Here is a 24,141-nt window from a genome sequence, read left to right as displayed (position 1 = left end):
CCCCCCTTTTTATCGCCGTGGTTGGACTTCTGCCCGCCACTCGGTCTTTATCTAGCGCATTGGTTGTTTTTATTGTTATTTTTTGAGGAATTTCCAATGCATAGAGCTTACCGTTATACGTTACTGGCTTCATCGCTATTATTTTCACTCGGTGCACTGGCGCAGCCTGCGGGCGACTTGCCGCTGATGCCATGGCCGCAGCAGGTGGACATCACTCAGCCGCAGGGCAAGCTGCGGTTGGATCACCGGTTGAACATCCGGGTACAAGGGGACGATTTAACGGATGCGATAGCCAATTGGCGGCAACGTATTGAATTACAGACCGGCTGGATTTTAGCGCCTGCGGCGACGCCGGGCGGTGCAACCATTGAAATTACCATCCAACATCCGGTCGCCGCACAACCGCAGCCGGACAGTGATGAACGTTATCAACTGGCGGTGACGCCGCAGGGGGTGACATTACACGCCAATACCCGCTTTGGTGCGCTACGCGGGATGGAAACCCTGCTGCAATTGTTACAAACCGATGCGGAAAATACCTTCCTGCCGCTGGTAGCGATCGCCGACGAGCCGCGCTTCCCATGGCGCGGCGTGCTGCTCGATTCGGCGCGCCATTTCCTGCCGGTGAGCGATATCTTACGCCAGTTAGACGGCATGGCCGCCGCCAAGCTGAATGTTTTTCACTGGCATTTGACCGACGATCAGGGATGGCGTTTCGCGTCTGTGCATTATCCGAAGCTGCAACAGTTGGCCAGCGACGGGCAGTTTTATAGCCGCGAACAGATGCAACAGGTGGTGGCGTATGCGGCAGCGCGTGGCATTCGCGTGGTGCCTGAAATCGATTTGCCGGGGCATGCTTCCAGCATTGCGGTGGCCTATCCTGAACTGATGAGTGCGCCGGGCCCCTATACGATGGAGCGGGAGTGGGGCGTACATCAACCGACGTTGGATCCGAGCAATGAGCAGGTTTATCAGTTTATTGACGCCATTATCGGTGAAGTGGCGGCGATCTTCCCCGATCCTTATGTGCATATCGGTGGGGATGAAGTGGACGCTACCCAATGGAAACAGTCTAAAGCGGTACAGGCGTTGATGCAGCGGCATCAGTTGGCGGATACCCAAGCGCTGCAAGCTTGGTTCAACCAGCGGGTTGAGCAGATCCTCGAAAAACACCAGCGGCGGATGGTCGGCTGGGATGAAATTTATCATCCATCACTGCCGCGATCCATTGTGATCCAGTCATGGCAAGGGCCTGACTCGCTGGGCGCCAGCGCTCAGGAAGGGTATCAGGGCATACTCTCTACCGGTTTCTACCTCGATCAACCGCAAAGCACGGCTTATCACTACCGCAATGAGATCCTGCCGCAGCCGCTCAGCGTCGATAGCACGGTGAGCGAGGGTGAACAGGCGCAGAGTTGGCAATTTAGCATGCCGCGGTTGAAGGGCAGCCCGGTTGAGGGCAGTTTCACGTTGATCGAAGGCCAGCAAGGATGGCGCGGCTTTATCGATTTTAACGGTAAATCGCGGCGGGCGGTGCAGGAGATTGTTTGGCTGGCGCCGGATCGCGTGACCTTCCGCGTCGACAGTTGGATGGGGGAAACGCGCCCGGTGCTGACGCTGCAAAAGGAGAGCTTGAGCGGTTATACGCGGGTGGGCAATGTACGTTATCCGACCCACGGCCAGAAACTGGCGTCGATACCGGCGGGTACCTTGCCGGTGGTGCCGGATGCCAAGCAGCGTGCCAATATTCGCGGGGGGGAAGCGGCGCTGTGGGCGGAAAACGTGCGTGCGCCATTGCTCGATCTCAAGCTGTGGCCGCGTACTTTTGCCGTGGCGGAGCGTCTATGGTCAGCGCAGGACGTGACGGATGAGAACAACATGTACCGGCGCTTGGCGGCGGTGGATGCCTGGTCGGTGGTGTCGGTGGGGTTACAACAGCATGCGCAAACCGCGCGCGAGTTCACCCGCCTTGCTAATAGCGTCAATATCATGCCGCTACAAATTTTGGCGGAGGCGCTGGAGCCGGGGCACTACTACACTCGCCAACATCTGAAGTTTAAAGCCGGGAATTATCATCAGTTTGAACCCCTTAACCGCTTTGTCGATGCGCTGCCGCCAGAAAGCGGCGTGGTGCGCGATATGGCATCACAGGTAGCGACGTTGCTCAACGATCGACATAACCGTGCGGCGGCGGAGGCGTTGCGCGCACCTCTGCTGCGTTGGCAACGTAACGGTACGTCGGTGAATGCGTTGATTGCCGGTCATGCGCAGATGAAAGCGTTAGCGCCTGTGGCGCAGGATATTGGCGCACTGTCTACGCTGGGGCTGACGCTATTGGAGCGTTGGCAGCAGAATACACCGCTCAGCAAAGCCGAAGCGGCGCACGCGCAAGCGCAATTGGATGCCGCGGCGCAGGTGCGTGATGAGCTGGTGATTGCGGCGGTATACCCGTTGGAAAGTTTACTGCAGGCGTTGACGGTGCAGTAAGCCAGCTTGGGGCGAGCGTTTTCGCCCCAAGATAAAACGGACGAGTTGCCTGTATGGTGAGCCTTACGCGGCCCCTAAAACTATTATGCAGGCACTGAGGACGGAACATGCCCTATTGAATTTGTTAGATAATTCACCAATTCCTGCTGGGTGAAACGGGGTTCCTCAATACCGCTACCGGCCAGAAACTGCTTCACGTTGCGACAATCCCACTGATAGGTATCTTGATACAGCTCTACCGTCGATTGGCCATTGACCATGTTATCGCGGAACAGGCTGAGTAACGGATACAAGGGCGCGTCTTTGTCGTGTTCCCATTGGGCGCGCCATTCATGGAACGGCATCCATTGGAACTGATAGCCAAAATATTGCTCAAGCCGTTGGAAAAACTGCTTCAGCGTCAGGTTGTTGTGCCGCTCATGGATCAGATTAAATTTTTGCCCGAGTGCCTGTGGGTTGCGGCTGATGTGAGCAATCGCGCGCGTCATGTAGTCCACGGTCGTCAACCCTTCGCGTAAATTGCGCAGGTCAGGTACGGTGCCACTACGCAGACAGGTTGAGACTAATCGCCCCCACCATTGATAACTGGCGCTGACGCCGGTTTGGCTGTGGCTGGTGGCATAGCCTAAGCGAAATGTCATCAGCGGCAGCCCTTGTTGCGCGGCCAGATCGGCAATTTTCTCCATGACCCATTTGCTGCGTACGTAACCAATATCAGTAATGACTGCGGGCAGGTTCTGATCGATGTCATCGCTCTCTAACATCACTTCTTTACCGGTATGTAAATGCCCCCAGCTGTAGACGGAGATCGTAGAGAGCAACAGTAACGGTTTGGTTCGTTGGTGGGCAGCAAAACGAATGACTTCGCTCAAGCCCTGCACGTTATCGCGCTTCATATACGAATACGGCTGGATGAAGTTCACCGCGCTGGCTGAGTGATAAATGCAATCAATCTGCTGGCTGAGCGCCTGATATTGCGCCTCGTTCAAACCGAAGTGATGTTCTGCCAGGTTACCGGGCACCAGATGCACTCTGCTGCGTTGCTCGGCGCTCAGGGGGATGTGGTAACGCTGTAAAACATCATCCAGGCGTGATTGGGCAAGCTCAGCGGTCGGGCTGCGCACCAGGCAGTAAATAGCCGCCTGACCGGTGGATAGCAGTTCTGCTAACAGATGGGAACCGACAAAACCGGAGGCACCGGTCAGCAGGATTGCGCGCGGATGGCTGAGCTGGCGCGGATCGAACTGTGGGTTGATGTGTACGTCGGCAGGAAGGTAAACATCGTCTTGCAAGGCACGCACCGGTTCGCTGTCCACCTTGGGTTGCGCATGGCCGGCGCGTTCCGCCAGCGCCTGCGTTAGCGCGGCGACGGTGGGGTAGTCATAAATATCGCGCACATAGGCTTTTAGCCCAAGCTGTTCGGCGATGGCGGTGGCTAATTTTGCGGCTAACAGGGAATGACCGCCAATATCAAAGAAGTTGTCATCAGCGCCGATCTGTTGCAGCCCCAGCAGATCGCGCCATATCGCGGCGAGTTTTTCTTGCGGTTCATCAAGCGGTACGCCATCGGTGCTCGGCTGAGTGACGACATAATCGGCCAATAGTGCCGCTTTATCCGTTTTACCGTTCGCATTGATGGGGAGCCGCGAGAGGAGTGAATAGTCTGAGGGGAGAAAGTAAGCGGGCAGCGTGTTTTTTAACTGTGATTTTACGCGATTGAGTAAAGTGGGATCGCCATCTGCGGCGACCAGGAAAGCAACGATCTTTTTATCGATGGCATTTTCAGGTTCGGTGATAACCGTCACTGCATTTTTTACCCCCGCGACTTGCCGGATCACACTGTCTATTTCCCCCAGTTCGACGCGATTACCGCGGATCTTGATTTGATCGTCCAACCGGCCAAGAAATTGGATGCGCCCGTCAGGCAGCCAACGTGCGCGGTCGCCGCTGCGGTAGAGCCGTTTGCCATCAAACTGAGGCGGTTGCAGGAATTTTTCTGCGCTAAGCTGCGGATTATGCAGATAACCGCGTGCCAAACAGCGCCCGCTGATGAACAGTTCGCCCGGCTGATCGCCACGCACCGGTTGCAGTTGTTCGTCCAGAATAAATATTTCCGTGTCAGCCACCGGATGACCAATCGTTGCCTCCGATGCGGGTGTGGCACTGCTCACCCGGTTCCAGGTGGCAAAAATGGTCGCTTCGGTTGGGCCGTAATAATCGATCAGCGGGCAGCGCAGCGCCGTTAAATCCACCGGTGCCAGCTTTTCACCGGCGGTAAACAGGTAACGCAGCGCCAGGTTGCTGGGCTGTGGCAAGCTGACAATATCAGGCACCAGCACCGTCGGCACAAAAGCATGCGTAAGCTGCTTGGCGGCAAAGAAATCCAGCAAGGCAGCAGGTTGTAAGCGCTGCTCTTCTTCGGGCAAATACAGCGTTGCGCCGCTGGTTAGCACCGACCAAATTTCCCATTGCGCGACGTCAAAGCCGATACCGGCAATCAAACTTGAGCGGCAATCCGCCTGCATGGCGAATTGTCGATTATGCCAATCAATAATATTCCACAGCGAATGATGCTCAATCTCTACGCCTTTAGGCTTACCGGTGGTGCCAGAGGTGAAAATAACATATGCGACCGCATTGGCTGAAAGATGAATGGGTTGCCTGTCGGCGGTTTCAATAGATGAAATCTCATCAACGCTAATAATTTCTTCTGAATGATTATTAATGTTCTTGTTAATAGATTTATTGCTAAATAATATTAATGGCGAATGACTTTGCGCAACAATATCGCTTATTCTTTTTTCAGGATAACCTGCATCAATAGGAATATAACTGGCACCCGTTTTGACGATCGCGAGCAGGCCAATAATATACTGGGGGGTGCGCTGGGCGATCAGTGGAACATAACAGCCTGGGCCAATACCTTTTTGCTGTAGTAAGGCACATAACCGATCGCTGTCCCGATCGACTTGTTGGTAGTTGATAGTATTATGTTTATCAACGATTGCGGGGTGATGCGGGGAATAGGACACCTGTTGGATAAAAGCATCCAATACGTTATTAGCCATGGTTTTCTCCTAACTGAATTTTTTGCATAAGAAAATGCGAAGAGAATAAAGCCCGGCCGGACGACAATAATTATAGACGTAATTTAATTATGGGTTTAAAAATAAAAACGTGTTCTCATTACTGATTGAATTTAATCAAATAATAATATTCTTAAAAGGAAAACGGCCAGCCGTGGCTGACCGTTCCTGTCATGCGCGAAGATTAACGGCGCACGGCGATGGCTTCGATTTCGATTTTCACGTCTTTTGGCAGACGTGCGACTTCAACGCAAGAACGCGCCGGGAAGGGAGCGCTATGCTCGCTGAAGAAGGTTTCATAAACGGCGTTGACGGTAGCGAAATCGCCCAAATCCTTAACGAAAACCGTGGTCTTAACGATGTCGGCGACTTTCAGGCCAGCGGCTTCGACAATCGCTTTAACGTTTTCCAATGATTGGCGCGCCTGTGCGGAAATATCGTCGGCAACGGCACCCGTTTTAGGGTTAACCGGAATTTGACCCGAGGTGATGATCATGCTGCCCAAGTCAACGCCCTGCACGTAAGGACCAATGGCTGCCGGGGCGAGTTCAGTGCTGATAGTACGTGACATGTTTCCTCCTGATAGACCCTGCGCCTTTCAGGCCGCGGTATAAAGGGCTGCGGCGTAAAATTCACCGGGTAGCAACGTGGGTAATTATTTTCAAACAATCCATTATAGGGGGTCACACGCAGATGAACAGCGCCATACTTGGCAAAATGTAAAATTGCGTGTGCGCATTGAATACAAGGCGGCGCAGCGTGGGGGCGGCACTTCACGCCGTTTCCCCCAGCGGTATGTCTGTTTTGACTCCAGGTTACCGAGCGTGCTGGCAGGCTAGTCTGCCTGTAATACCACCCGATGATCGAACTCTTTCTCGCAGTAGTGGCATTTCAGGTGTACCTCATCGGCGCGCGCTTTCACGCTAAAGCGAGAGGATACCGGTTCGCTGCGGCTGATACAGTTCCCGTTCGGGCAGGTGAGCACGCCATCAATTTGATCTGGCAGGCTGAGCGTCAGTTTGCGCACCACGTCGTAATTGTCGATACGGTTGACGGTGGCATTCGGCGCGTACATGGCCAGTTGGTTAGCCTGTTGCTCAGTCAGAAAGGTGTTCTCAATCTTAATCAAATCTTTGTGGCCAAGCGCCTTGGAAGGCAAATTCAGGCCGATGGTGATGCGCTGATCGGTCGCGGTCAGTTTGAACAGCGTCAGCAATTTAAAACCGATTTGCGCCGGGATATGGTCAATCACCGTGCCGCATTTAATAGCTTCAACCTGGAGTTTGTTATCGTGCGTCATCGTCATTCCCCCTTAAAGATCCAATTCTGCGTTCAATACCAGCGCCAGCAGCGCCTGACGGGCGAAGATGCCATTCCCCGCCTGTTGGAAGTAGTACGCGTAAGGCGTTTTATCAACATCAATGGTGATCTCATCGATGCGCGGTAGCGGGTGCAGCACCTTCAGGTTGTCACGTGCGTGATGCAGATCCGCCGCGCGCAGCACAAATTGCGCTTTAACATTGGCGTATTCGGAAGGATCGAGGCGCTCTTTCTGTACCCGGGTCATGTAGAGAATATCCAGCTCCGGCACCACCTCTTCAATGCTGTTATGCAGGCTGTACTGAATGCCTTTTTCTTCCAGCATTTGCAAAATGTAGGCTGGCATAGCTAGCGCGTCCGGCGCGATGAAGAAGAATCGATTACCGTCAAATTTAGCCAGCGCCTGGGTCAGCGAGTGCACGGTGCGGCCATATTTCAGATCGCCGACCATCGCGATGTTGATATTGCTCAAACGGCCTTGGGTTTCCTGAATGGTGAACAAATCCAGCAGCGTTTGGGTGGGGTGTTGGTTGGCACCGTCGCCCGCGTTGAGCACCGGTATTCCGCCAGAGAACTCAGAAGCTAGACGCGACGCGCCTTCTTGCGGATGACGCATCACGATGGCATCCACATAGGTGCCGATCACCGAGATGGTATCGGCCAGCGTTTCGCCTTTTTTACCGAGAGAGGTGTTACTGCTGTCTGAGAAGCCGACCACGGATGCGCCGAGGCGCTGAATGGCGGTTTCAAACGACAGGCGCGTGCGCGTTGAGGCCTCAAAGAAGCAACTGGCGATCACTTTATGCTTCAACAATTCTGGTTGAGGATGGGCTTTCAGGCTCGCGGCGGTACGCAGCACCAATTCCAACTCCTCGCGGCCGAGATCGTTAATAGAGATGATATGTTTGTGATACAGCGGGTTGGCCATTTTTCACTCTCCACGACGCATGCCCGTGACGCGGGACATGTTGTTTAGGCAAAAAAAAGCCCCTCAATGAGGGGCTTAATACGATCGGTTTAGCAACAGGAGAAACAACGGCATTTGGCTGCCATTAGGCAGTGCGTGTTGTCGCATGTGATGAACAAAACTAACGGCGTTTTTCATGCTTTCTCCTGGCAAATTGCCGCGAATTATACGCGTGCTTTTCGCTACTGCAAGCGCTAAAACGCAGATTTTTGTCAGTAAGCAACCGATTGGCTGGTGTCCCTTCACGGTAATTATCCCTGAGAGCAACGTGAAGGCCGATAACGTGAAACCGCCGGGATAACGTTGGGAAGATGAGGTGGGGAGCGGGCTGAACTCCGCCCCCCATTGCCTGTGCGTGACGCGCCCCGGCAATGTTTTTTGCGCCTCTGCGCGTGATAGGTTTGGCCGCTTCCCCGCGAGGGGGCGATAAGCCAGATGGATAAACGGTCGCCTGACGGGGTTAAAGTGTGCGGCTCAGCGTTGCGACCATCACCGCCTTGATGGTATGCAGGCGGTTTTCGGCCTGATCGAACACCACGCTGTGCGCCGATTCGAACACCTCGTCGGTAACTTCCATCCCACCATGCAGGCCGTATTGCTCCGCCATCTGTTTACCCAGCACGGTTTGATCGTCATGAAAGGCGGGCAGACAGTGTAGGAACTTAACGTTTGGATTGCCGGTTTGTTGCAGCATCGCCATGTTGACCTGATACGGTTTTAGCAAGGCGATCCGTTCTTGCCATACCGCTTTCGGCTCGCCCATAGACACCCATACGTCGGTATAGAGGAAATCGGCATCCTGTACGCCTTCGGCGATGTCTTCGGTCAGGGTAATTTTCCCCCCGGTCTGCTGAGCGAGCTGTTGGCATTGCGCGACCAGCTCCGGCTGCGGCCAGCAGGCTTTTGGCGCTACCAGGCGCAGATCCATCCCCACTAACGCTGCCGCTTCCAGCAAGGTGTTACCCATGTTATTGCGCGCATCACCGATATAGGCAAATTTCACCGCCGACAGCGGCGTGTCTGGCAAGTGTTCCTGCACGGTCAGTAAGTCGGCGAGCAGTTGCGTTGGGTGGAACTCGTCGGTCAAACCGTTCCACACCGGCACACCTGCATACTCTGCCAAAGTTTCGACCAACGACTGGCCGTAACCACGGTATTGAATGCCGTCATACATCCGGCCAAGCACCCGCGCGGTATCTTTCATTGATTCTTTATGGCCGATTTGGCTGCCGCTTGGGCCAAGGTAAGTGACCTGCGCGCCTTGGTCGAAAGCGGCAACTTCGAAAGAGCACCGGGTGCGGGTCGAATCTTTTTCGAAGATGAGCGCGATGTTTTTACCCTGTAAATGGCGGGTTTCTGTGCCGCATTGCTTCGCTTGTTTCAAGCTGGCGGCTAATGCCAGCAGGGCATGGATCTCCGCTGGCGTGAAATCCGATAACTTCAGGAAATGACGTTTATAGAACGGATTCATCGTGCTCATTGTCGGGTATCCTTGATGTTCTTTATTTGAATTTAAATTCACTTTATATGTATGAATATTCAAATTCAACCCCAAGGTAGAAATCTTTGCTGTTTAACGTAGCAGTGGCGACGGCGGTGTGTGAAAATAGAAGTAATGAAAGCCATTTATTGAGGATAGAGACATGGCAAATCGCGAATTGCTGGAAGAACAACGTGAAGAAACCCGTCTGATCATCGAAGAACTGCTGGAAGACGGCAGCGATCCGGATGCGCTCTACACTATTGAGCACCATTTCTCTGCCGAAAAGTTCGAAGTCTTGGAGCAGGCGGCGGTTGAAGCTTTCAAATTGGGCTACGAAGTGACCGATGCGGAAGAGCTGGAAGTGGAAGATGGCTCGCTGCTGATGTGTTGTGATGTGATCAGTGAAGTGGGGCTGAACGCAGAGGTGATCGACACGCAGGTAGAGCAACTGGTGGCCTTAGCGGAAAAATGTGGTGTGAACTACGACGGTTGGGGCACCTACTACGAAGATCCGAACGGCGAAGACGGTGACGACGAAGACGACGAAGATGGCGAATTCATCGACGAAGACGACGACGGTAAACGCCACTAATTCTTATTGCTAACCCCATTCTTTGGGCCGGTGCCAGCCGGCCTTGATAAGCTGACATGACTTACCAATCACTATTATCCCCCATTTTACGTTTCCTACATTGTGAAACCCCCGATGCTTGGATCGCGACCGCACGGCGGCAGGAAAACCTGCCGTTGCTACTGACCGATCACTTGGTGTGCGAGCTGAAAGCCGCCCAGACCGGTATGTGGCTGATTCGACGCTATGTGGCAGATAAAGAGAGTGGCGATGCATTACTTGCGCTGCTCAGGCCTTACGAGGCGTTCGTGCATGAGTCGCAGGCGATGCCGGAAGCGCTGTTTCAGCAGAGCCAATTCACCAAGAAAATTTTACCGAAAAACGGTTCGGCTTATGGGCAGGAGCTGTTGGATAAAATGGTGCTGTTGATCAAAGAGGAATTGCACCACTTCTCGCAGGTGCTTGAGATCATGCAGTCGCGGGGTATCGCGTATAAAAAGATCACCGCGAGCCGTTATGCCAAAGGGATGATCCGCGAGGTGCGCACCCACGATCCGGTCACGTTGGTCGACAAACTGATCTGTGGAGCCTATATCGAAGCGCGCTCGTGTGAACGTTTTGCCAAATTGGCACCGCATTTAGATGATGAGTTGAACCGCTTTTACGTGTCGCTGCTGCGTTCGGAAGCGCGGCACTATCAAGATTATCTGTCGCTGGCGGAACAGATCGCGGGGGGGGACATCAGCGATCGTGTGGCGCATTTCGGCCGTATCGAAGCCGCGCTGATCCAGTCACCGGACAGCGAGTTGCGTTTTCACAGCGGCGTACCCGCCTGAAACCTCGTTTAATCTCTTTATATCTGATTCACCCTTTTTTTAACGCTTGTCGTAACTTATTGATAATTCATGTTGGATACGCGGGGGAAAGAAAAAGGGTATGCAGTGACACCAATTATATTTAATGGGCGCAGCATGCTACGCCCCTACAGGTTAGCAGCGGGTGCGGCCAGTATACTGACGTTGCATTTCCGGCTTTTGTGAATGGTTCAGGACGCAGGCTATCGCTTACCGTGGGCGCAGCATGCTACGCCCCTACATGTTGGGGGTAGGTGTCGTTAATATAATGACGTTGTTGCTACGGGTTGCGTGATTTTTGGCGGCGGGTGTGGTCAACATAATGACGCCGCTGCAGCCAGCGGCGGGGGCGGGTGGTTACACCATACGTTCAACGTAGGGGCGCGGCATGCCGCGCCCACCACATCACAGCGCGGCGATGGTCGCCTGCTGTTCTTGCAGTTTCACTTTGCCTTCTTGGCAGGCGGCCAGACGATCGCGCTCTTTGGCAACTACCGCTTCCGGTGCACGTGCCACAAAGCCTTCGTTAGCCAGCTTGCCTTCGATCGCGGCGATTTCACCGTCCAGTTTAGCCATCTCCTTCGCCAGACGTGCAAGCTCAGCGTCTTTATCGATAAAGCCGGCCATCGGGATCAGCAACTCGGCGCCGTCCACCAACTTGGTGACGGATACCGGGCCTTTCTCGCCCGCGGGCAGCAGCGTGAGGGATTGCAGACGTGCCAGCTTTTGGATAAAGCTTTGGTTTTCCTGCACGCGGCGCTGTGCGTCACCATTCGCGTTACGCAGTAACACGTCCAACTGCTTGCTCGGCGCAATGTTCATTTCGGCACGAATATTACGCACCGCGGTGATCGCCTGCTTGATCCATTCCAGGTCCGCCAATGCCTGCGTATCTTCCAACGCGGCGTCGTAAGCCGGGAACGGTTGCAGCATGATGGTATCGTCAGTGATGCCTTTAATCTGCTTAACACGCTGCCAAATGGTTTCGGTGATAAACGGAATGATCGGGTGTGCCAGACGCAGCAGCGCTTCCAGCACGGTGATCAGCGTATGACGAGTGCCACGCTGTTCCGCTTCGCTGCCGTTGCTGACGATCGGTTTGGTCAGTTCCAGATACCAGTCGCAGAACTGGTTCCAGGTGAATTCGTACAGAATATTCGCCGCAATGTCGAAGCGATAGGTGTCCAGCGCTTCGCGGTAGGCTTTCACCGTGCGGTTAAATTCAGCCAAGATCCAACGGTCTGCCAGCGACAACTGTTTTTCGCCGCCGTTAAAGCCGCAATCTTGCGTTTCGGCGTTCATCAGCACGAAACGGCTGGCGTTCCACAGCTTGTTACAGAAGTTGCGGTAACCTTCCAAGCGCTTCATATCCCAGTTGATGTCGCGGCCGGTCGAGGCCAGCGCCGCCAAGGTAAAGCGCAGGGCGTCGGTACCGTGCGGTTCGATGCCGTTCGGGAATTGTTTCTCGGTACGCTTGCGGATTTTTTCCGCCAGTTGCGGCTGCATCATGTTGCCGGTGCGTTTTTCCAGCAGGTCTTCCAGCGAGATACCGTCGACCATATCCAGCGGGTCAATCACGTTACCCTTGGATTTGGACATCTTCTGCCCTTCGTCGTCACGGATCAAACCGGTCATGTAGACGGTGTGGAACGGCACCTGCGGTTTGCCATTTTCATCTTTGATAAAGTGCATGGTCAGCATGATCATGCGCGCAATCCAGAAGAAAATGATGTCGAAGCCACTGACCATCACGCTGGTTGGGTGGAAGGTTTTGAGCGCGTCGGTCTGTTCTGGCCAGCCCAGGGTCGAGAAGGTCCACAGGCCGGATGAGAACCAGGTATCCAACACGTCTTCGTCTTGGCTCAGCGCAACGTCTGCACCCAGGTTATTTTCGCGACGCACTTCTTCTTCGGTACGGCCGACGTACACTTTACCGTTGGCGTCATACCAAGCGGGAATGCGATGGCCCCACCACAGTTGGCGAGAGATACACCAATCCTGAATGTCACGCATCCAGCTGAAGTACATATTTTCGTACTGTTTTGGCACGAACTGAATGTCGCCTTGCTCAACCGCTTCTACCGCTACTTTAGCCAGCGGTGCAGTGCGCACGTACCATTGGTCGGTTAACATCGGCTCGATGACCACGCCGCCGCGATCGCCATAAGGGACGGTCAGGTCGTGCGGTTTGATTTCGTCCAGCAGGCCGAGTTCGTCGAAGGCGGCAACCACCGCTTTACGTGCGGCGAAGCGCTCCAGGCCACGGAACTGGGCGGGGATGTCGTTGCTGTATGCGGTGCTGGCTTCACCCAGCGTATCGAACACTTCGGCTTCCTGACGAATATCGCCGTCGAAAGTCAGAATGTTGATCATCGGCAGGCCATGGCGTTTGCCCACTTCATAGTCATTGAAGTCATGCGCTGGCGTGATCTTCACGCAGCCGGTGCCTTTTTCCATGTCGGCGTGTTCATCGCCGACGATGCGGATACGGCGGCCGACCAGCGGCAGAATGATCTCTTTGCCAATCAGATCTTTGTAACGCGGATCTTCCGGGTTAACCGCCACGCCGGTGTCACCCAGCACGGTTTCCGGGCGGGTGGTGGCCACGATCAGGTGGTCTTTACCTTCTGCCGTTTTCGCCCCATCGGCCAGCGGATAGCGCAGGTGCCACATGGAACCTTTGGACTCGCGGTTTTCCACTTCCAGATCGGAAATAGCAGTGCGCAGTTTCGGATCCCAGTTCACCAGACGTTTGCCGCGATAGATCAGATCTTCGTTGTATAGGCGCACAAACACTTCTTTCACCGCGTTGGACAGGCCATCGTCCATCGTGAAGCGCTCACGCTCCCAGTCTACGGAGTTGCCCAGACGGCGCATCTGACGGGTGATCGTCCCGCCGGATTCGGCCTTCCACTGCCAGATTTTATCGATGAACGCATCGCGGCCGTAGTCGTGGCGCGTTTTGCCTTCTTCCGCGGCGATTTTACGCTCAACCACCATTTGCGTCGCGATACCCGCGTGATCGGTGCCCGCTTGCCACAGGGTGTTTTTACCCTGCATACGCTGATAGCGGATCATGGTATCCATGATGGTTTGCTGGAAAGCGTGACCCATATGCAGGCTGCCGGTAACGTTCGGCGGCGGGATCATGATGCAGAAGCTTTCCTGGCTGGTATCGCCGTTCGGTTTGAAGTAACCCTGGCTTTCCCAATGGTCGTACAGCTTCTGTTCGATCTGGGTTGGATCATAAGCGGTGTCGAGCTGACTGTTTGTCTTTTCCATTTTATTTTGCAATTCAGTTAGTTGGCGGCGTTGCCGTGGTCAAGTGGAAGCCGACGCTGCGATAGGCTTTATAGCGGTCGCGCGCCAACTGTTTTAAGGTTTCTTCATAAGGGACGAAGTCTACCACTTCATGGAAAGCAGTAGCAAAATCTGCAAACTGTGGCAGCAGGGCGATCAGCAGATCGCGCGGTGAGTTTCCGCGTTTACCGGGCCAACACAGTTCGACCGGTGAGCCATAGTGTGGCCCTTCGCCCGCTAGGTTATGCGGTACAAACTGATGCGGTTCACGTTGCCACAGCGCTTCATCTAGCCGCTGTGCTTGCTCCTGATTTTCACAGGCAATCAACACCCGCTTGCCGGCGCGCCAACGCTCGGCAGCAACGGCGCAGGCAACGGCCTCATGCGCGCTGAGTGCGCCCGCCGGTTCTGCGTGGTCGAGAAGATAGAACGTTGCCTGTTTAGTCATCTGATTCACCGCGGCCGATAAAAAAACAGGGCACAACGTGTTGGTTGCGCCCTTTTGGGACGGAGTAGTTAACGCTACCCCTTCGCTGCTGTGAGGATTATATACCCAATAGGTTGCAAGTTGCAGCCAGCGCTGCGGCTTGAACGATGAAGGGTAGCTTAATCGTCGCCGTTTAGCCCCGCACGGTTCAGCAAGAACTGCGACAGCAAGGCCACCGGACGGCCAGTTGCGCCTTTGGCTTTGCCTGAACGCCATGCGGTGCCGGCAATATCCAGGTGCGCCCAGCTGTACTTGCGGGTAAAGCGTGACAGGAAGCATGCGGCGGTAATCGCGCCGCCCGGACGGCCGCCCACATTGGCCATATCGGCGAAGTTGCTGTCCAACTGCTCGTAGAATTCGTCCGCTATCGGCAGCCGCCACGCGCGGTCACCCGCCTGTTCAGACGCGCCAATCAGCTCGTGGGCTAACGGATTGTGGTTGGACATCAGCCCGGTGAGGTGATGGCCCAGCGCAATAACGCATGCTCCGGTCAGCGTAGCGATATCAATCACCAACTCGGGCTCGAAGCGTTCGACGTAGGTTAGGGTATCGCACAGCACCAGACGGCCTTCGGCGTCGGTATTGAGCACTTCCACCGTTTGGCCGGACATGGTGGTCAACACGTCGCCTGGGCGATAGGCGCGCCCACCCGGCATATTTTCACACCCTGCCAGCACGCCGATGACGTTGAGGGGCAGATTCAGTTCTGCCACCACGCGCATCACCCCGTAGACCGTCGCGGCACCGCACATGTCGTACTTCATCTCATCCATGCCGTCGGCCGGTTTGATCGAAATACCGCCGGAGTCGAAGGTCAGGCCTTTACCTACCAGCACGATAGGCTTAGCGTCCGGGTTAGGATTGCCTTTATATTCCATCACCGACATCAATGATTCGTTTTGCGAACCGGCACCGACGGCCAAATAGGCGTTCATGCCCAGCTCTTTCATCTGCTGTTCGCCGATGACGCGGGTGGTGATATTGGTGCTGAAGGCATCCGCCAGTTGACGCGCCTGCGACGCCAGATAACCGGCGTTACAGATATTAGGCGGCATATTGCCGAGATCTTTCGCGGCTTTGATACCGGATGCGATCGCCAAACCGTGTTGGATGGCGCGCTCACCGCTGGTCAGTTCGCGGCGGGTCGGCACGTTGAATACCATCTTACGTAATGGACGGCGCGGCTCCACCTTGTTGCTTTTCAACTGATCGAAGGTGTAGAGCGTTTCTTTGGCGGTTTCCACCGCCTGACGCACCTTCCAATAGGTATTGCGGCCTTTGACGTGCAGCTCGGTCAAGAAGCATACCGCTTCCATCGAACCGGTATCATTGAGGGTGTTGATGGTTTTTTGAATCACTTGTTTGTACTGGCGCTCATCGAGCTCGCGCTCTTTGCCACAGCCGATCAACAAGATGCGTTCGGAGAGAATGTTAGGCACATGGTGCAGCAGCAGCGTTTGGCCGACTTTGCCCTCCAGTTCACCACGGCGCAACAAAGCACTGATATAACCATCACTGATTTTGTCGAGTTGTTCTGCGATAGGGGATAAGCGGCGAGGTTCGAAAACGCCGACTACAATACAGGCACTGCGCTGTTTTTCCGGGCTACCGCTTTTTACACTGAACTCCATGCACTCTCCTGAATCTTAAAGACAAAGGCGGACGCTACGGCTAGAATAACCAACTCCGTAACGATCTCCCGCCAATGAGTTAACTAACTTATGTTAACCTGAACGGCGTAATTATATGTTTTGGCGACTATAGGTTTGTTCCTATAGGGCACCCAAACGGCTTGATGTTCTAATACTATTTTAGCTGTGAAGGTTGCCATATGATGAGAATAAATGGCGGATTAGCGAAGAAACTATCGATTTTCCTGCAAAAAGACAAGTTTTCACAGGCGTAATAAGCGTGATCATCATTAGATATCTAGTACGGGAAACGCTCAAGAGCCAAATCGCGATCCTGTTCATCCTGCTCCTGATCTTCTTTTGTCAGAATTTGGTCAAGGTGTTGGGGAACGCGGTGGACGGCGATGTCCCGACAAATTTAGTATTATCTCTGCTCGCATTGGGTGTGCCGAAGATGGCGCAGCTGATCCTTCCCTTGAGCCTGTTTCTTGGCTTGTTGATGACGCTTGGGCGGTTGTATACCGAAAGTGAAATCACCGTCATGCATGCGTGTGGCTTGGGTAAACGTACCCTGATCATCGCTGCCATGGTGCTGGCGTTAATGACGGCACTGCTTGCTGCGGCGAACGTTTTCTGGGTTGGGCCATGGGCGTCTTCGCACCAGGATGCGGTGATTGCAGAGGCCAAGGCCAACCCCAGTATTGCCGGCTTGGCGGAAGGGCAGTTCCAGCCCTCGCAAGACGGTAACGCGGTGCTGTTTGTCGGCAACGTCAAGGGGAATACCTTCAACGACGTGTTCCTGGCACAGTTACGGCCGAACGGCAATCAACGCCCTTCGGTGGTGGTGGCAGAGCATGGCCAGATCAACCAGTTAAAAGACGGTTCGCAGGTGGTGACGCTGGATAAAGGCACCCGCTTTGAAGGCACGGCGTTGCTGCGTGATTTTCGTATTACCGATTTCCTCGATTATAAAGCGGTCGTCGGCCATCGGGCGGTGACGATGGCTAACACCGAGGTTGAGCAGATGTCGATGAGTTCGCTGTGGAATTCTGACGATCAAGAAGCCCGTGCCGAATTCCACTGGCGTTTGACGCTGGTGATGTCTGTGGTGTTGATGGCGTTATTGGTGGTGCCGCTGAGTGTGGTGAACCCGCGCCAAGGGCGGGTATTGAGCATGCTGCCGGCGATCCTGCTGTATCTGATTTTCTTCTTGTTGCAGACATCACTGCGCTCCAACGCGGGCAAAGGCAAGCTGGATCCGATGCTGTGGATTTGGCTGGTCAACGCGGTGTACTTCCTCATCGCGCTGGCGTTGAACCTGTGGGATACCGTGCCAATGCGTAAGTTGCGTGTCCGCCTGAGAGGAGCCGCCTGATGTTTGGTGTATTAGACCGTTATATCGGTAAGACTATCTTCAACACCATCATTATGACGCTGTTCATGCTGGTGTCGCTGTCTGGCATCATCAAGTTTGTCGATCAGTTGCGTAAGGTTGGCCAGGGCGAATATAGCGCACTGGGCGCGGGTGTCTATACGTTGCTCAGCGTGCCAAAAGATATCGAGATCTTCTTCCCGATGGCGGCGCTGCTGGGAGCATTGCTCGGTCTGGGGCAGTTGGCGACGCGCAGTGAACTGGTGGTGATGCAGGCTTCGGGCTTCACCCGTTTGCAAATTGCCGGTTCGGTGATGAAAACCGCCATCCCGCTCGTGTTGCTGACCATGGCGATCGGCGAATGGGTCGCGCCGGAGGGCGAGCAGATGGCGCGCAATTACCGTGCGCAGCAGATGTACGGCGGTTCGCTGCTTTCCACTAAAAATGGCCTGTGGGCGAAAGACGGTAACGACTTTATCTACATTGAGCGCGTGGCGGGTGAGAAAGAGCTGTCTGGCGTCAATATTTACCACTTTAACGATCAGCGTCGGCTGGAAACGGTGCGCTACGCGGCGGTTGCGAGTTTTGAAGATGGCGTATGGCAGCTTTCACAGGTCGATACGTCGGATCTGACCAACCCTAAACGGGTGGTGGGCTCTCAGACCTTGACCGGGGTTTGGAAAACCAATCTGACGCCGGATAAACTCGGTGTGGTAGCGTTAGATCCCGATTCTTTATCGATCAGCGGCTTGCGTAACTACGTGAATTATTTAAAGCAGAGCGGCCAGGAAGCCAGCCGTTACCAGCTAAACATGTGGAGCAAGATTTTCTCGCCGTTGTCGGTCGCGGTGATGATGTTGATGGCGTTATCGTTCATCTTTGGCCCGCTGCGCAGCGTACCGATGGGGATGCGCGTGGTGACCGGCATCAGCTTCGGTTTCCTGTTTTACGTCATGGACCAGATTTTCGGCCCGTTGAGCCTGGTTTACAGCATGCCCCCGGCGCTGGGTGCCTTGCTGCCGAGCCTGTTGTTCCTGTTGATCAGCGTGTATATGCTGTTGAAGCGTAAATAAGTTTTACCGTGGCGGCCCTTTTCATCGGGAAAGGGCCGCACGGATTAAGGCAAACGCGGCCTCGTTACATCAACCAATCCAATATCAACACGCCAATCAGGCTGATGGCCCATGCGATTGTAGTCGGCACGGACCAGACCCTCATCTGCTGTTTGACATCATTAATCCCCATCATACGGTTCGCCACCCAGAACATACTGCTATTGAAGTTGCTGAAAAACAGCGCGCCCATCGTTGCTGCCTGCGCGGCGGCTAACATGTCGCTCTCTGGTAACTGGCTGACGATCGGCGCAGAAATGGAGGTGGCAGTGATCATCGCTACGGTGCCGGAACCTTGAATCAAGCGAACCAATGTCGAGATCACGAAAGGAATCAAGAGCGGCAAGCTGGCAACGTGCCGCGCTAACAGCGTGCCGGTATCGACTTTAGCTAGCCTCAGGTGACGAAAGTAACCGGAAGCGTCACCAAAAAAACGGTATTACCGACAGCAGGATACAGCCCCTCCCAGATATGCCGGATCCATGCGCTGTATCGACAATCAGAAACAGGACGTTTGGGTTAAATTTTGCCAAGTGTATGATGGGCTGGTATTTAACCAGACAAACTAAAAGGATTTTATATGTCGCAGCAATACACCAACGATCTGACCCCGGAGATTCTGAACGGAATGAATCAATCCCCTTTCACCCCAGAACAGCTGGCGGAAATGAGTGATGAAGCGCGGCATGGCAGAGGCTGAACTGGAGGCTAAACGGGCAGAAATGCACAACATTAATACGGAGCTGGGGTTATACAAATTACGGTGAATATTGAAGCGCTGATACGCAGTCTGGATAAGCCCTATCAGGCGATCCGTGATGCAGGGGTTATTACGTATAAAATCCCGCCTCAGGGGACGCAAAGCGATCCTGTTCTGACGCTTAAGATGAGAAGTGAAGGGATTTCCTTAACGTTTGATAATGACTCTAGTAGTAAACCCCTTATCGAAGTTTCGTTAGAGCTGGCATCAGGGAAGAAAAAGGGGGTATATCCGAACAGTCTCCCTTTACCGTTACAACAAGATATGTCCCGTCAGTGGGTGCATGAATCCTTTGGTGAACCTGATAAATATATCCCTCCTCGGGTTGTATTAAATTCTCAAATGGGCGGACGAGAGAGATTTACGATCGAGGATTTTCATATACCGCTGACGATGTGTGTTTATTACGACATGAATGAAATGGCTGAAGCGGTAACGTTTCTTCCTACCCATCGACTCAGATGGTAAAGGCCGCGCTATTCTTACCAGTATGCAAGTTAACTATGACGTGATGGATTTTGTAAGGTCTGTCACTTTTATGCCAACCTCCGAATTACGCTGGGGATCCTGTGATGATTAATGTGACATATCGCCAATTTTGTGAGTGTTGGCGGCAGATACGGCAGCGAGTTTTGACGAAAAGATAGGCACTTACACTTGCTGCGGCGTTTTTTTCAGCACTTAACTCATTGAAGTGATGATAAGTGTTGCATGACGATCGCTGCTAGGTATAATGCACTCGTTTTCCGCAATACTACTTCAGTGCCGAAGTGGCGAAATCGGTAGACGCAGTTGATTCAAAATCAACCGTAGAGATACGTGCCGGTTCGAGTCCGGCCTTCGGCACCATTAGTAAACGCGAAACAAGAAGCCACCGAGAGGTGGTTTTTTTGTGTCCATAATCTTCCACTGATGTCCATATCTTATTGTTTATTAAAAGATTAAATATTATCTCTTTTCCTCCTAATCTGTTCATTTGATCCACGTTGGTCTTTTTTTGTCCATTGACATCCAGATTATTTGGGGGTCAAGATGAGGGTCAATTCACTTCGATTAGGAGTTGACCCCCAATTATGGCCCTGACAGACGTTGTTGCCCGCACCGCCAAGCCTCGCGAGAAAGCTTACAAACTCGCGGATGCACATGGACTCTACCTGTTGATAAGCCCTGGCGGTTCTAAGCGTTGGTATCTCAAGTACCGTTTCGAAGGTAAGGAAAGCCGTGTTGCTTTTGGCGCTTATCCTCTTATCTCGCTAGCAAAGGCCCGTGAGAAGCGTGATGAGATGCGGTTGTTACTCGCTGATGGTATCAACCCGGCGGAAAAACGGGTTGAGGAAAAAGAAGCATCTCAGGTTGCCCTGATAACTTTTGAGAAAGTGGCAAGAGACTGGCATCGGTACATTAGTCAGAATCGCTGGTCAGAAACCCATGCCGGACGGGTATGGCGCGATATGGAGCGTAATATTTTGCCTGCTATCGGGCATCGCCACATAGCGGACCTGAAGACTAAAGACTTGCTTGAGCCGCTGAAAGCCGTAGAGCAAAACGGCCACCTCGATTTGGCGTCACGATTGCGTCAGCGGGTGACCGATATTATGCGCTATGCGGTGCAGAACGATCTGATAGAACGTAATCCTGCTCAGGATCTCTCTGGTGCGATTGCGCCGCCGAAGGCAACCCATCGCCCGGCGTTGAAGCTGGATAAGCTGCCGGATTTTCTGGCAAGGATTGAACACTATAAAGGGCGTGCATTAACCACCTTAGCCTTAAAGTTTACGCTGTGCGTCTTTATCCGTTCCAGTGAACTACGTTTTGCCCGCTGGACCGAGATCGACTTTAAACGCGCTATGTGGACGATACCGGCTGAACGTGAAGCGATCCCCGGTGTAAAGCACTCTCAGCGTGGGGCGAAAATGCGCACTGAGCACTTAGTACCGTTATCCCGCCAGGCTTTGGCGCTGCTGAAAGAAATTAAGGCCATCAGCGGCGGTCACGAACTGATATTCCCGGGCGATCGTCGCCCGACTAAACCGATGAGTGAAAACACCGTCAATAATGCGCTGCGGGTTATGGGATATGACACCACGACCGAACTGTGCGGACATGGTTTCCGCACAATGGCCTGTAGCGCCTTGGTTGAATCCGGGCAGTGGTCGCGGGATGCTGTCGAGCGGCAAATGAGCCACCAGGAGCGCAATAGCGTGCGGACGGCTTATATCCATAAAGCCGAACATATCGAAGAACGGCGATTAATGCTGCAATGGTGGGCGGATTATCTGGATGCGAATCGGGAAGGGTATGTGGTGCCGTATGAGTTTAGAAGGGCATAAGCGTTATGTGCCTGAAATTTAGTCTGAAGTTATTTTATGGATGAAATACTATGTTCTTTGAAAAGATAAAAAAATATTTTCTCTATATAGTTTTATTTGTTTTTTTAGTTGGCAATATTTTTCTTATTGGATATGATTTTACTTTCAAGAAAATATTTATTATATTGCTTTTTTCTATCGTTGTGATTACCTGTTTTTTTCAAAAGGATATATTCAAAAGAATAATTTTTTATTTTGTCTGTTTGAACGATGGAGATGTTGTTAAAAAAATATCGGGCGGCATATCGCTATTGTCCTGGGTGTGTTTTTTGGCGGTTTTATTTTTATTGAACATCGGTTTTGTGTTGTTTGCGCGATGGCTTATTTTGGCCTTCGTTGTCTGTGTCATTATTAGTGGCGTGTTTGCCTTCTATGATCTTGAACGTGCAGGTAATATTACTTTTCGCAAACTAAGGTTTGTTTTTGTTAGCGGTGCATATGTATTATATTTCATTACGAGCGCATATGCAGAAAGTTATTTTTTCCAAATGAGCAATATGGGGATAAACAATTCCCCATTGCTAGAAGTTGGATGGAAAATTGCTTTTTTCGCTATTTATTTTTTCATGATATTACAACCAGTCTCGTATGGTTTTTTTCTATGGATAGCAAATAAATTAAAAGGGCACCAGTTAATAGCTGTTTTGGGAGTTCTTATGTTAGCAACATTTTTGCTTTTTGCTATGCCTCGCTGGGCGGAGAATTTTATAGTAGTCGTGCTTGATTGGGCTACTAGCAGTGAATGGCATACTTCTGCAACATGTGGAACCTTAAATATAAGTGATTCAACAGAGCACTATTTTGGATTTAATACAGATAAATACACAGTCTATTTCTCTAATCGTGATGGGAAGTGGGGGTTTGAAGAAATTAATTGTATTAAAGATGATAAAAACCAAGACTCATTAAAACGTGTTCTTGTAAGTCAATCAAAAATGCCTAAGTGGTTTAAAGAATAAGGGTTTTTACAGATAGTTAAGGAATACTATCCATCCATTATCTGCGCATCTAATTTTATAACGCTCCAGCCCCTTTTCAGGGGGGCTGGAGCTAATACGACTTATAGAGTCGATTTTTCCTGCGAGTCTGAATATCCAAGAATTATTTCCGCCAGATCGTCTTCCACCGCATAAAAATAGCAAGCCGGAACGTGTAGTACCAATGCCAACCGACAGGCCAGCTCAAAGTCTGGCGTGTGTATACCGCGCTCATATTGATTCATACGGGCACTGGCCGTCGCTTCATCGATTCCGGCAAGAATCCCTAACCGTTCCTGCGACAGGCCAGCCTTTAAACGTGCGGCTTTTAAGCGATGGGGTAGCATGAGAATCCTGATTTCTTGTGTGGCTTGTCGCGATTCTCATCTGTGCGTCTTGAAAATATACTAAGTAATCCTTAGTGTTTGATGCATACTGTTACCCAAAGTTTTAATGGAGATAGATATGGCATCACATCATGACTGGCATCCGGCAGATATCATCGCCGCCTTGCGCAAGAAAGGCACGACTCTGGCTGCGTTATCGCGCTCTGCGGGACTCAGTTCTTCAACGCTTGCCAATGTGCTTTCTCGTCCCTGGCCAAAAGGGGAATGGCTTGTGGCCACGGCGCTGGACGTTCATCCTGCGGAAATCTGGCCCAGCCGTTATTTTGATAGTTCTGGTACGCTTCTGGACAGAAAAATGCGCATAAGGAAAAAATTGAATGAAGAAGGTAAACAGCCTGCTATTTGATCGATCGTCAGTTGTTGTTTATTTCTCAGATAAATGCCTACACGTTCAGGCTAAAGGGAAAGCGCTGTTAAATATTCCACTCCAAAACTTTCCGCGCCTTGAACGTGCGACAGCAGAACAGAGAGCGCGCTTCACCCTTAACGCAGGCGGGGGAATCCATTGGGAGGAAATTGATGAGGATATCAATATTGAGGCGCTTTATGCGGGAGCAATCAGAGATATGACTAATCATAAATGACGATATGCGGTATGGGTACAGATATCGGTTAGATCCCGGACTGACGACTATTCGGATATTCCAGTATGATCTCCGCCAGATCGTCCTCCACCGCATAAAAATAGCAGGCAGGAATCCCCATGACCGATGCTAACCGGCAGGCCAGTGCAAAATCAGGTGTATGTATACCGCGCTCATATTGATTCATCCGGGCGCTGGCTGTCGCTTCATCAATCCCGGCAAGAATCCCCAGCCGTTCCTGTGACAAACCAGCCTTTAAGCGTGCAGCTTTTAAACGATGAGGTAGCATGAGGGTCCCAGATGACTAACTTGTCCTAGCTCAATTCTCATCTGTGCTTGATGAAAATATACTAAGTAATTCTTAGTTATTTGGG

The 24,141-nt window shown here is 52.5% G+C and carries 21 protein-coding genes, 1 tRNA gene and 1 pseudogene; 12 read left to right on the top strand and 11 right to left on the bottom strand.

Going from position 1 to position 24,141, the window contains the following annotated elements:
- The first annotated feature begins 96 nt into the window (after positions 1–96).
- Positions 97–2,487, top strand: a complete 2,391-nt coding sequence (locus tag ACQKDS_RS01340) for a beta-N-acetylhexosaminidase (protein WP_399664469.1) — start codon at positions 97–99, stop codon at positions 2,485–2,487.
- A gap of 83 nt (positions 2,488–2,570) precedes the next feature.
- Here the strand turns inward: ACQKDS_RS01340 and ACQKDS_RS01335 are convergent, their stop codons facing one another.
- The 5 genes from ACQKDS_RS01335 to argF form a co-directional block, all read right to left on the bottom strand.
- Entirely contained in the window at positions 2,571–5,555 is a 2,985-nt protein-coding gene (locus ACQKDS_RS01335) for an amino acid adenylation domain-containing protein (protein ID WP_399664472.1), read from the bottom strand.
- Positions 5,556–5,757: 202 nt separating this feature from the next.
- Positions 5,758–6,144 carry a 2-iminobutanoate/2-iminopropanoate deaminase gene (gene ridA / locus ACQKDS_RS01330; protein ID WP_399664475.1) on the bottom strand — a complete coding sequence of 129 codons (387 nt, stop codon included), beginning with the start codon at positions 6,142–6,144 and terminating at the stop codon, positions 5,758–5,760.
- A 264-nt stretch (positions 6,145–6,408) separates the two neighbouring features.
- Positions 6,409–6,873 carry an aspartate carbamoyltransferase regulatory subunit gene (gene pyrI, locus ACQKDS_RS01325; protein ID WP_399664478.1) on the bottom strand — a complete coding sequence of 155 codons (465 nt, stop codon included), beginning with the start codon at positions 6,871–6,873 and terminating at the stop codon, positions 6,409–6,411.
- Between the two features lie 12 nt (positions 6,874–6,885).
- Positions 6,886–7,821: an aspartate carbamoyltransferase gene (gene pyrB, locus ACQKDS_RS01320; RefSeq protein WP_399664481.1), complete on the bottom strand. Its 936-nt coding sequence runs from the start codon at positions 7,819–7,821 to the stop codon at positions 6,886–6,888.
- A 499-nt stretch (positions 7,822–8,320) separates the two neighbouring features.
- Positions 8,321–9,340 (bottom strand): ornithine carbamoyltransferase, encoded by a 1,020-nt coding sequence (gene argF / locus ACQKDS_RS01315; protein ID WP_399664484.1) that lies wholly within the window; start codon positions 9,338–9,340, stop codon positions 8,321–8,323.
- A gap of 163 nt (positions 9,341–9,503) precedes the next feature.
- Here argF and rraB point away from each other — a divergent pair, with 163 nt between their 5' ends.
- Together rraB and miaE are read left to right on the top strand one after the other, a co-directional pair.
- A complete protein-coding gene (gene rraB, locus ACQKDS_RS01310) occupies positions 9,504–9,935 on the top strand; it encodes a ribonuclease E inhibitor RraB (protein WP_259002633.1) in 432 nt (143 codons plus the stop codon).
- A gap of 56 nt (positions 9,936–9,991) precedes the next feature.
- Positions 9,992–10,750, top strand: coding sequence for a tRNA isopentenyl-2-thiomethyl-A-37 hydroxylase MiaE (gene miaE, locus ACQKDS_RS01305; protein ID WP_399664487.1), 759 nt, complete (start codon positions 9,992–9,994; stop codon positions 10,748–10,750).
- A gap of 423 nt (positions 10,751–11,173) precedes the next feature.
- On the opposite strand, the gene ACQKDS_RS01300 is transcribed toward miaE, so the two are convergent.
- The 3 genes from ACQKDS_RS01300 to pepA form a co-directional block, all read right to left on the bottom strand.
- Complete coding sequence (locus tag ACQKDS_RS01300; RefSeq protein WP_399664490.1) at positions 11,174–14,050, bottom strand: valine--tRNA ligase; 2,877 nt, start codon at positions 14,048–14,050, stop codon at positions 11,174–11,176.
- A 13-nt stretch (positions 14,051–14,063) separates the two neighbouring features.
- Positions 14,064–14,516 (bottom strand): DNA polymerase III subunit chi, encoded by a 453-nt coding sequence (locus tag ACQKDS_RS01295; RefSeq protein ID WP_399664493.1) that lies wholly within the window; start codon positions 14,514–14,516, stop codon positions 14,064–14,066.
- Positions 14,517–14,674: 158 nt separating this feature from the next.
- Complete coding sequence (pepA, locus tag ACQKDS_RS01290) at positions 14,675–16,186, bottom strand: leucyl aminopeptidase (RefSeq protein ID WP_399664496.1); 1,512 nt, start codon at positions 16,184–16,186, stop codon at positions 14,675–14,677.
- A gap of 280 nt (positions 16,187–16,466) precedes the next feature.
- Here pepA and lptF point away from each other — a divergent pair, with 280 nt between their 5' ends.
- Together lptF and lptG are read left to right on the top strand one after the other, a co-directional pair.
- The gene (gene lptF / locus ACQKDS_RS01285) at positions 16,467–17,561 is read left to right on the top strand and encodes an LPS export ABC transporter permease LptF (RefSeq protein ID WP_399664498.1); all 1,095 of its coding nucleotides are present in this window, start codon (positions 16,467–16,469) and stop codon (positions 17,559–17,561) included.
- Positions 17,561–18,631, top strand: a complete 1,071-nt coding sequence (gene lptG / locus ACQKDS_RS01280; protein ID WP_399664501.1) for an LPS export ABC transporter permease LptG — start codon at positions 17,561–17,563, stop codon at positions 18,629–18,631. The genes lptF and lptG overlap by 1 nt, the downstream gene beginning before the upstream one ends.
- A 64-nt stretch (positions 18,632–18,695) precedes the next feature.
- Here lptG and ACQKDS_RS01275 read toward each other — a convergent pair.
- Positions 18,696–19,046 (bottom strand): annotated as a pseudogene (locus ACQKDS_RS01275) (GntP family permease); the annotation flags it as partial.
- A gap of 387 nt (positions 19,047–19,433) precedes the next feature.
- Between ACQKDS_RS01275 and ACQKDS_RS01270 the strand changes: the two are divergent.
- The 5 genes from ACQKDS_RS01270 to ACQKDS_RS01250 all read left to right on the top strand — a co-directional run bounded on the left by ACQKDS_RS01270 (position 19,434) and on the right by ACQKDS_RS01250 (position 22,758).
- On the top strand, positions 19,434–19,898 hold the full coding sequence (locus tag ACQKDS_RS01270) for a DUF6392 family protein (protein WP_399664504.1): 465 nt from the start codon (positions 19,434–19,436) through the stop codon (positions 19,896–19,898).
- Positions 19,882–20,010, top strand: a complete 129-nt coding sequence (locus ACQKDS_RS01265; RefSeq protein WP_427673870.1) for a DUF6392 family protein — start codon at positions 19,882–19,884, stop codon at positions 20,008–20,010. Before ACQKDS_RS01270 ends, ACQKDS_RS01265 begins: the two co-directional genes overlap by 17 nt.
- 184 nt (positions 20,011–20,194) lie before the next feature.
- Positions 20,195–20,279: transfer RNA gene (locus ACQKDS_RS01260), tRNA-Leu, on the top strand.
- Between the two features lie 224 nt (positions 20,280–20,503).
- Positions 20,504–21,760 (top strand): tyrosine-type recombinase/integrase, encoded by a 1,257-nt coding sequence (locus ACQKDS_RS01255; RefSeq protein ID WP_399664507.1) that lies wholly within the window; start codon positions 20,504–20,506, stop codon positions 21,758–21,760.
- Positions 21,761–21,810: 50 nt separating this feature from the next.
- Positions 21,811–22,758 (top strand): hypothetical protein, encoded by a 948-nt coding sequence (locus ACQKDS_RS01250; protein WP_399664509.1) that lies wholly within the window; start codon positions 21,811–21,813, stop codon positions 22,756–22,758.
- 101 nt (positions 22,759–22,859) lie between these two features.
- Here ACQKDS_RS01250 and ACQKDS_RS01245 read toward each other — a convergent pair whose 3' ends face one another.
- A complete protein-coding gene (locus ACQKDS_RS01245; protein WP_399664512.1) occupies positions 22,860–23,123 on the bottom strand; it encodes a helix-turn-helix transcriptional regulator in 264 nt (87 codons plus the stop codon).
- A gap of 118 nt (positions 23,124–23,241) precedes the next feature.
- On the opposite strand from ACQKDS_RS01245, the gene ACQKDS_RS01240 reads away from it, so the two are divergent.
- Together ACQKDS_RS01240 and ACQKDS_RS01235 are read left to right on the top strand one after the other, a co-directional pair.
- Positions 23,242–23,529 (top strand): helix-turn-helix domain-containing protein, encoded by a 288-nt coding sequence (locus tag ACQKDS_RS01240; RefSeq protein ID WP_154777801.1) that lies wholly within the window; start codon positions 23,242–23,244, stop codon positions 23,527–23,529.
- Positions 23,501–23,767: a DUF2442 domain-containing protein gene (locus ACQKDS_RS01235; protein WP_399664515.1), complete on the top strand. Its 267-nt coding sequence runs from the start codon at positions 23,501–23,503 to the stop codon at positions 23,765–23,767. The genes ACQKDS_RS01240 and ACQKDS_RS01235 overlap by 29 nt, the downstream gene beginning before the upstream one ends.
- 28 nt (positions 23,768–23,795) lie before the next feature.
- Here ACQKDS_RS01235 and ACQKDS_RS01230 read toward each other — a convergent pair whose 3' ends face one another.
- Positions 23,796–24,056 carry a helix-turn-helix transcriptional regulator gene (locus tag ACQKDS_RS01230; protein WP_399664518.1) on the bottom strand — a complete coding sequence of 87 codons (261 nt, stop codon included), beginning with the start codon at positions 24,054–24,056 and terminating at the stop codon, positions 23,796–23,798.
- Between the last annotated feature and the right edge of the window lie 85 nt (positions 24,057–24,141).

Origin of the sequence: Serratia sp. NPDC078593, assembly GCF_050268245.1 — a bacterium.
Taxonomy (GTDB): domain Bacteria; phylum Pseudomonadota; class Gammaproteobacteria; order Enterobacterales; family Enterobacteriaceae; genus JBNNGK01.
Note: the sequence above shows the minus strand (reverse complement) of the source record. Positions and strands in the feature narration are given on the sequence as shown.

Bases quoted from the DNA above. Each gene is read 5' to 3' on its own strand.
- pepA (WP_399664496.1), bottom strand. From the start codon at position 16,186: ATGGAGTTCAGTGTAAAAAGCGGTAGCCCGGAAAAACAGCGCAGTGCC.
- argF (WP_399664484.1), bottom strand. From the start codon at position 9,340: ATGAGCACGATGAATCCGTTCTATAAACGTCATTTCCTGAAGTTATCG.
- pyrI (WP_399664478.1), bottom strand. From the start codon at position 6,873: ATGACGCACGATAACAAACTCCAGGTTGAAGCTATTAAATGCGGCACG.
- ACQKDS_RS01230 (WP_399664518.1), bottom strand. From the start codon at position 24,056: ATGCTACCTCATCGTTTAAAAGCTGCACGCTTAAAGGCTGGTTTGTCA.
- ACQKDS_RS01240 (WP_154777801.1), top strand. From the start codon at position 23,242: ATGGCATCACATCATGACTGGCATCCGGCAGATATCATCGCCGCCTTG.
- ridA (WP_399664475.1), bottom strand. From the start codon at position 6,144: ATGTCACGTACTATCAGCACTGAACTCGCCCCGGCAGCCATTGGTCCT.
- ACQKDS_RS01235 (WP_399664515.1), top strand. From the start codon at position 23,501: ATGAAGAAGGTAAACAGCCTGCTATTTGATCGATCGTCAGTTGTTGTT.
- ACQKDS_RS01300 (WP_399664490.1), bottom strand. From the start codon at position 14,050: ATGGAAAAGACAAACAGTCAGCTCGACACCGCTTATGATCCAACCCAG.
- lptG (WP_399664501.1), top strand. From the start codon at position 17,561: ATGTTTGGTGTATTAGACCGTTATATCGGTAAGACTATCTTCAACACC.
- ACQKDS_RS01245 (WP_399664512.1), bottom strand. From the start codon at position 23,123: ATGCTACCCCATCGCTTAAAAGCCGCACGTTTAAAGGCTGGCCTGTCG.
- miaE (WP_399664487.1), top strand. From the start codon at position 9,992: ATGACTTACCAATCACTATTATCCCCCATTTTACGTTTCCTACATTGT.
- ACQKDS_RS01250 (WP_399664509.1), top strand. From the start codon at position 21,811: ATGTTCTTTGAAAAGATAAAAAAATATTTTCTCTATATAGTTTTATTT.
- rraB (WP_259002633.1), top strand. From the start codon at position 9,504: ATGGCAAATCGCGAATTGCTGGAAGAACAACGTGAAGAAACCCGTCTG.
- ACQKDS_RS01295 (WP_399664493.1), bottom strand. From the start codon at position 14,516: ATGACTAAACAGGCAACGTTCTATCTTCTCGACCACGCAGAACCGGCG.
- ACQKDS_RS01255 (WP_399664507.1), top strand. From the start codon at position 20,504: ATGGCCCTGACAGACGTTGTTGCCCGCACCGCCAAGCCTCGCGAGAAA.
- ACQKDS_RS01340 (WP_399664469.1), top strand. From the start codon at position 97: ATGCATAGAGCTTACCGTTATACGTTACTGGCTTCATCGCTATTATTT.
- pyrB (WP_399664481.1), bottom strand. From the start codon at position 7,821: ATGGCCAACCCGCTGTATCACAAACATATCATCTCTATTAACGATCTC.
- ACQKDS_RS01335 (WP_399664472.1), bottom strand. From the start codon at position 5,555: ATGGCTAATAACGTATTGGATGCTTTTATCCAACAGGTGTCCTATTCC.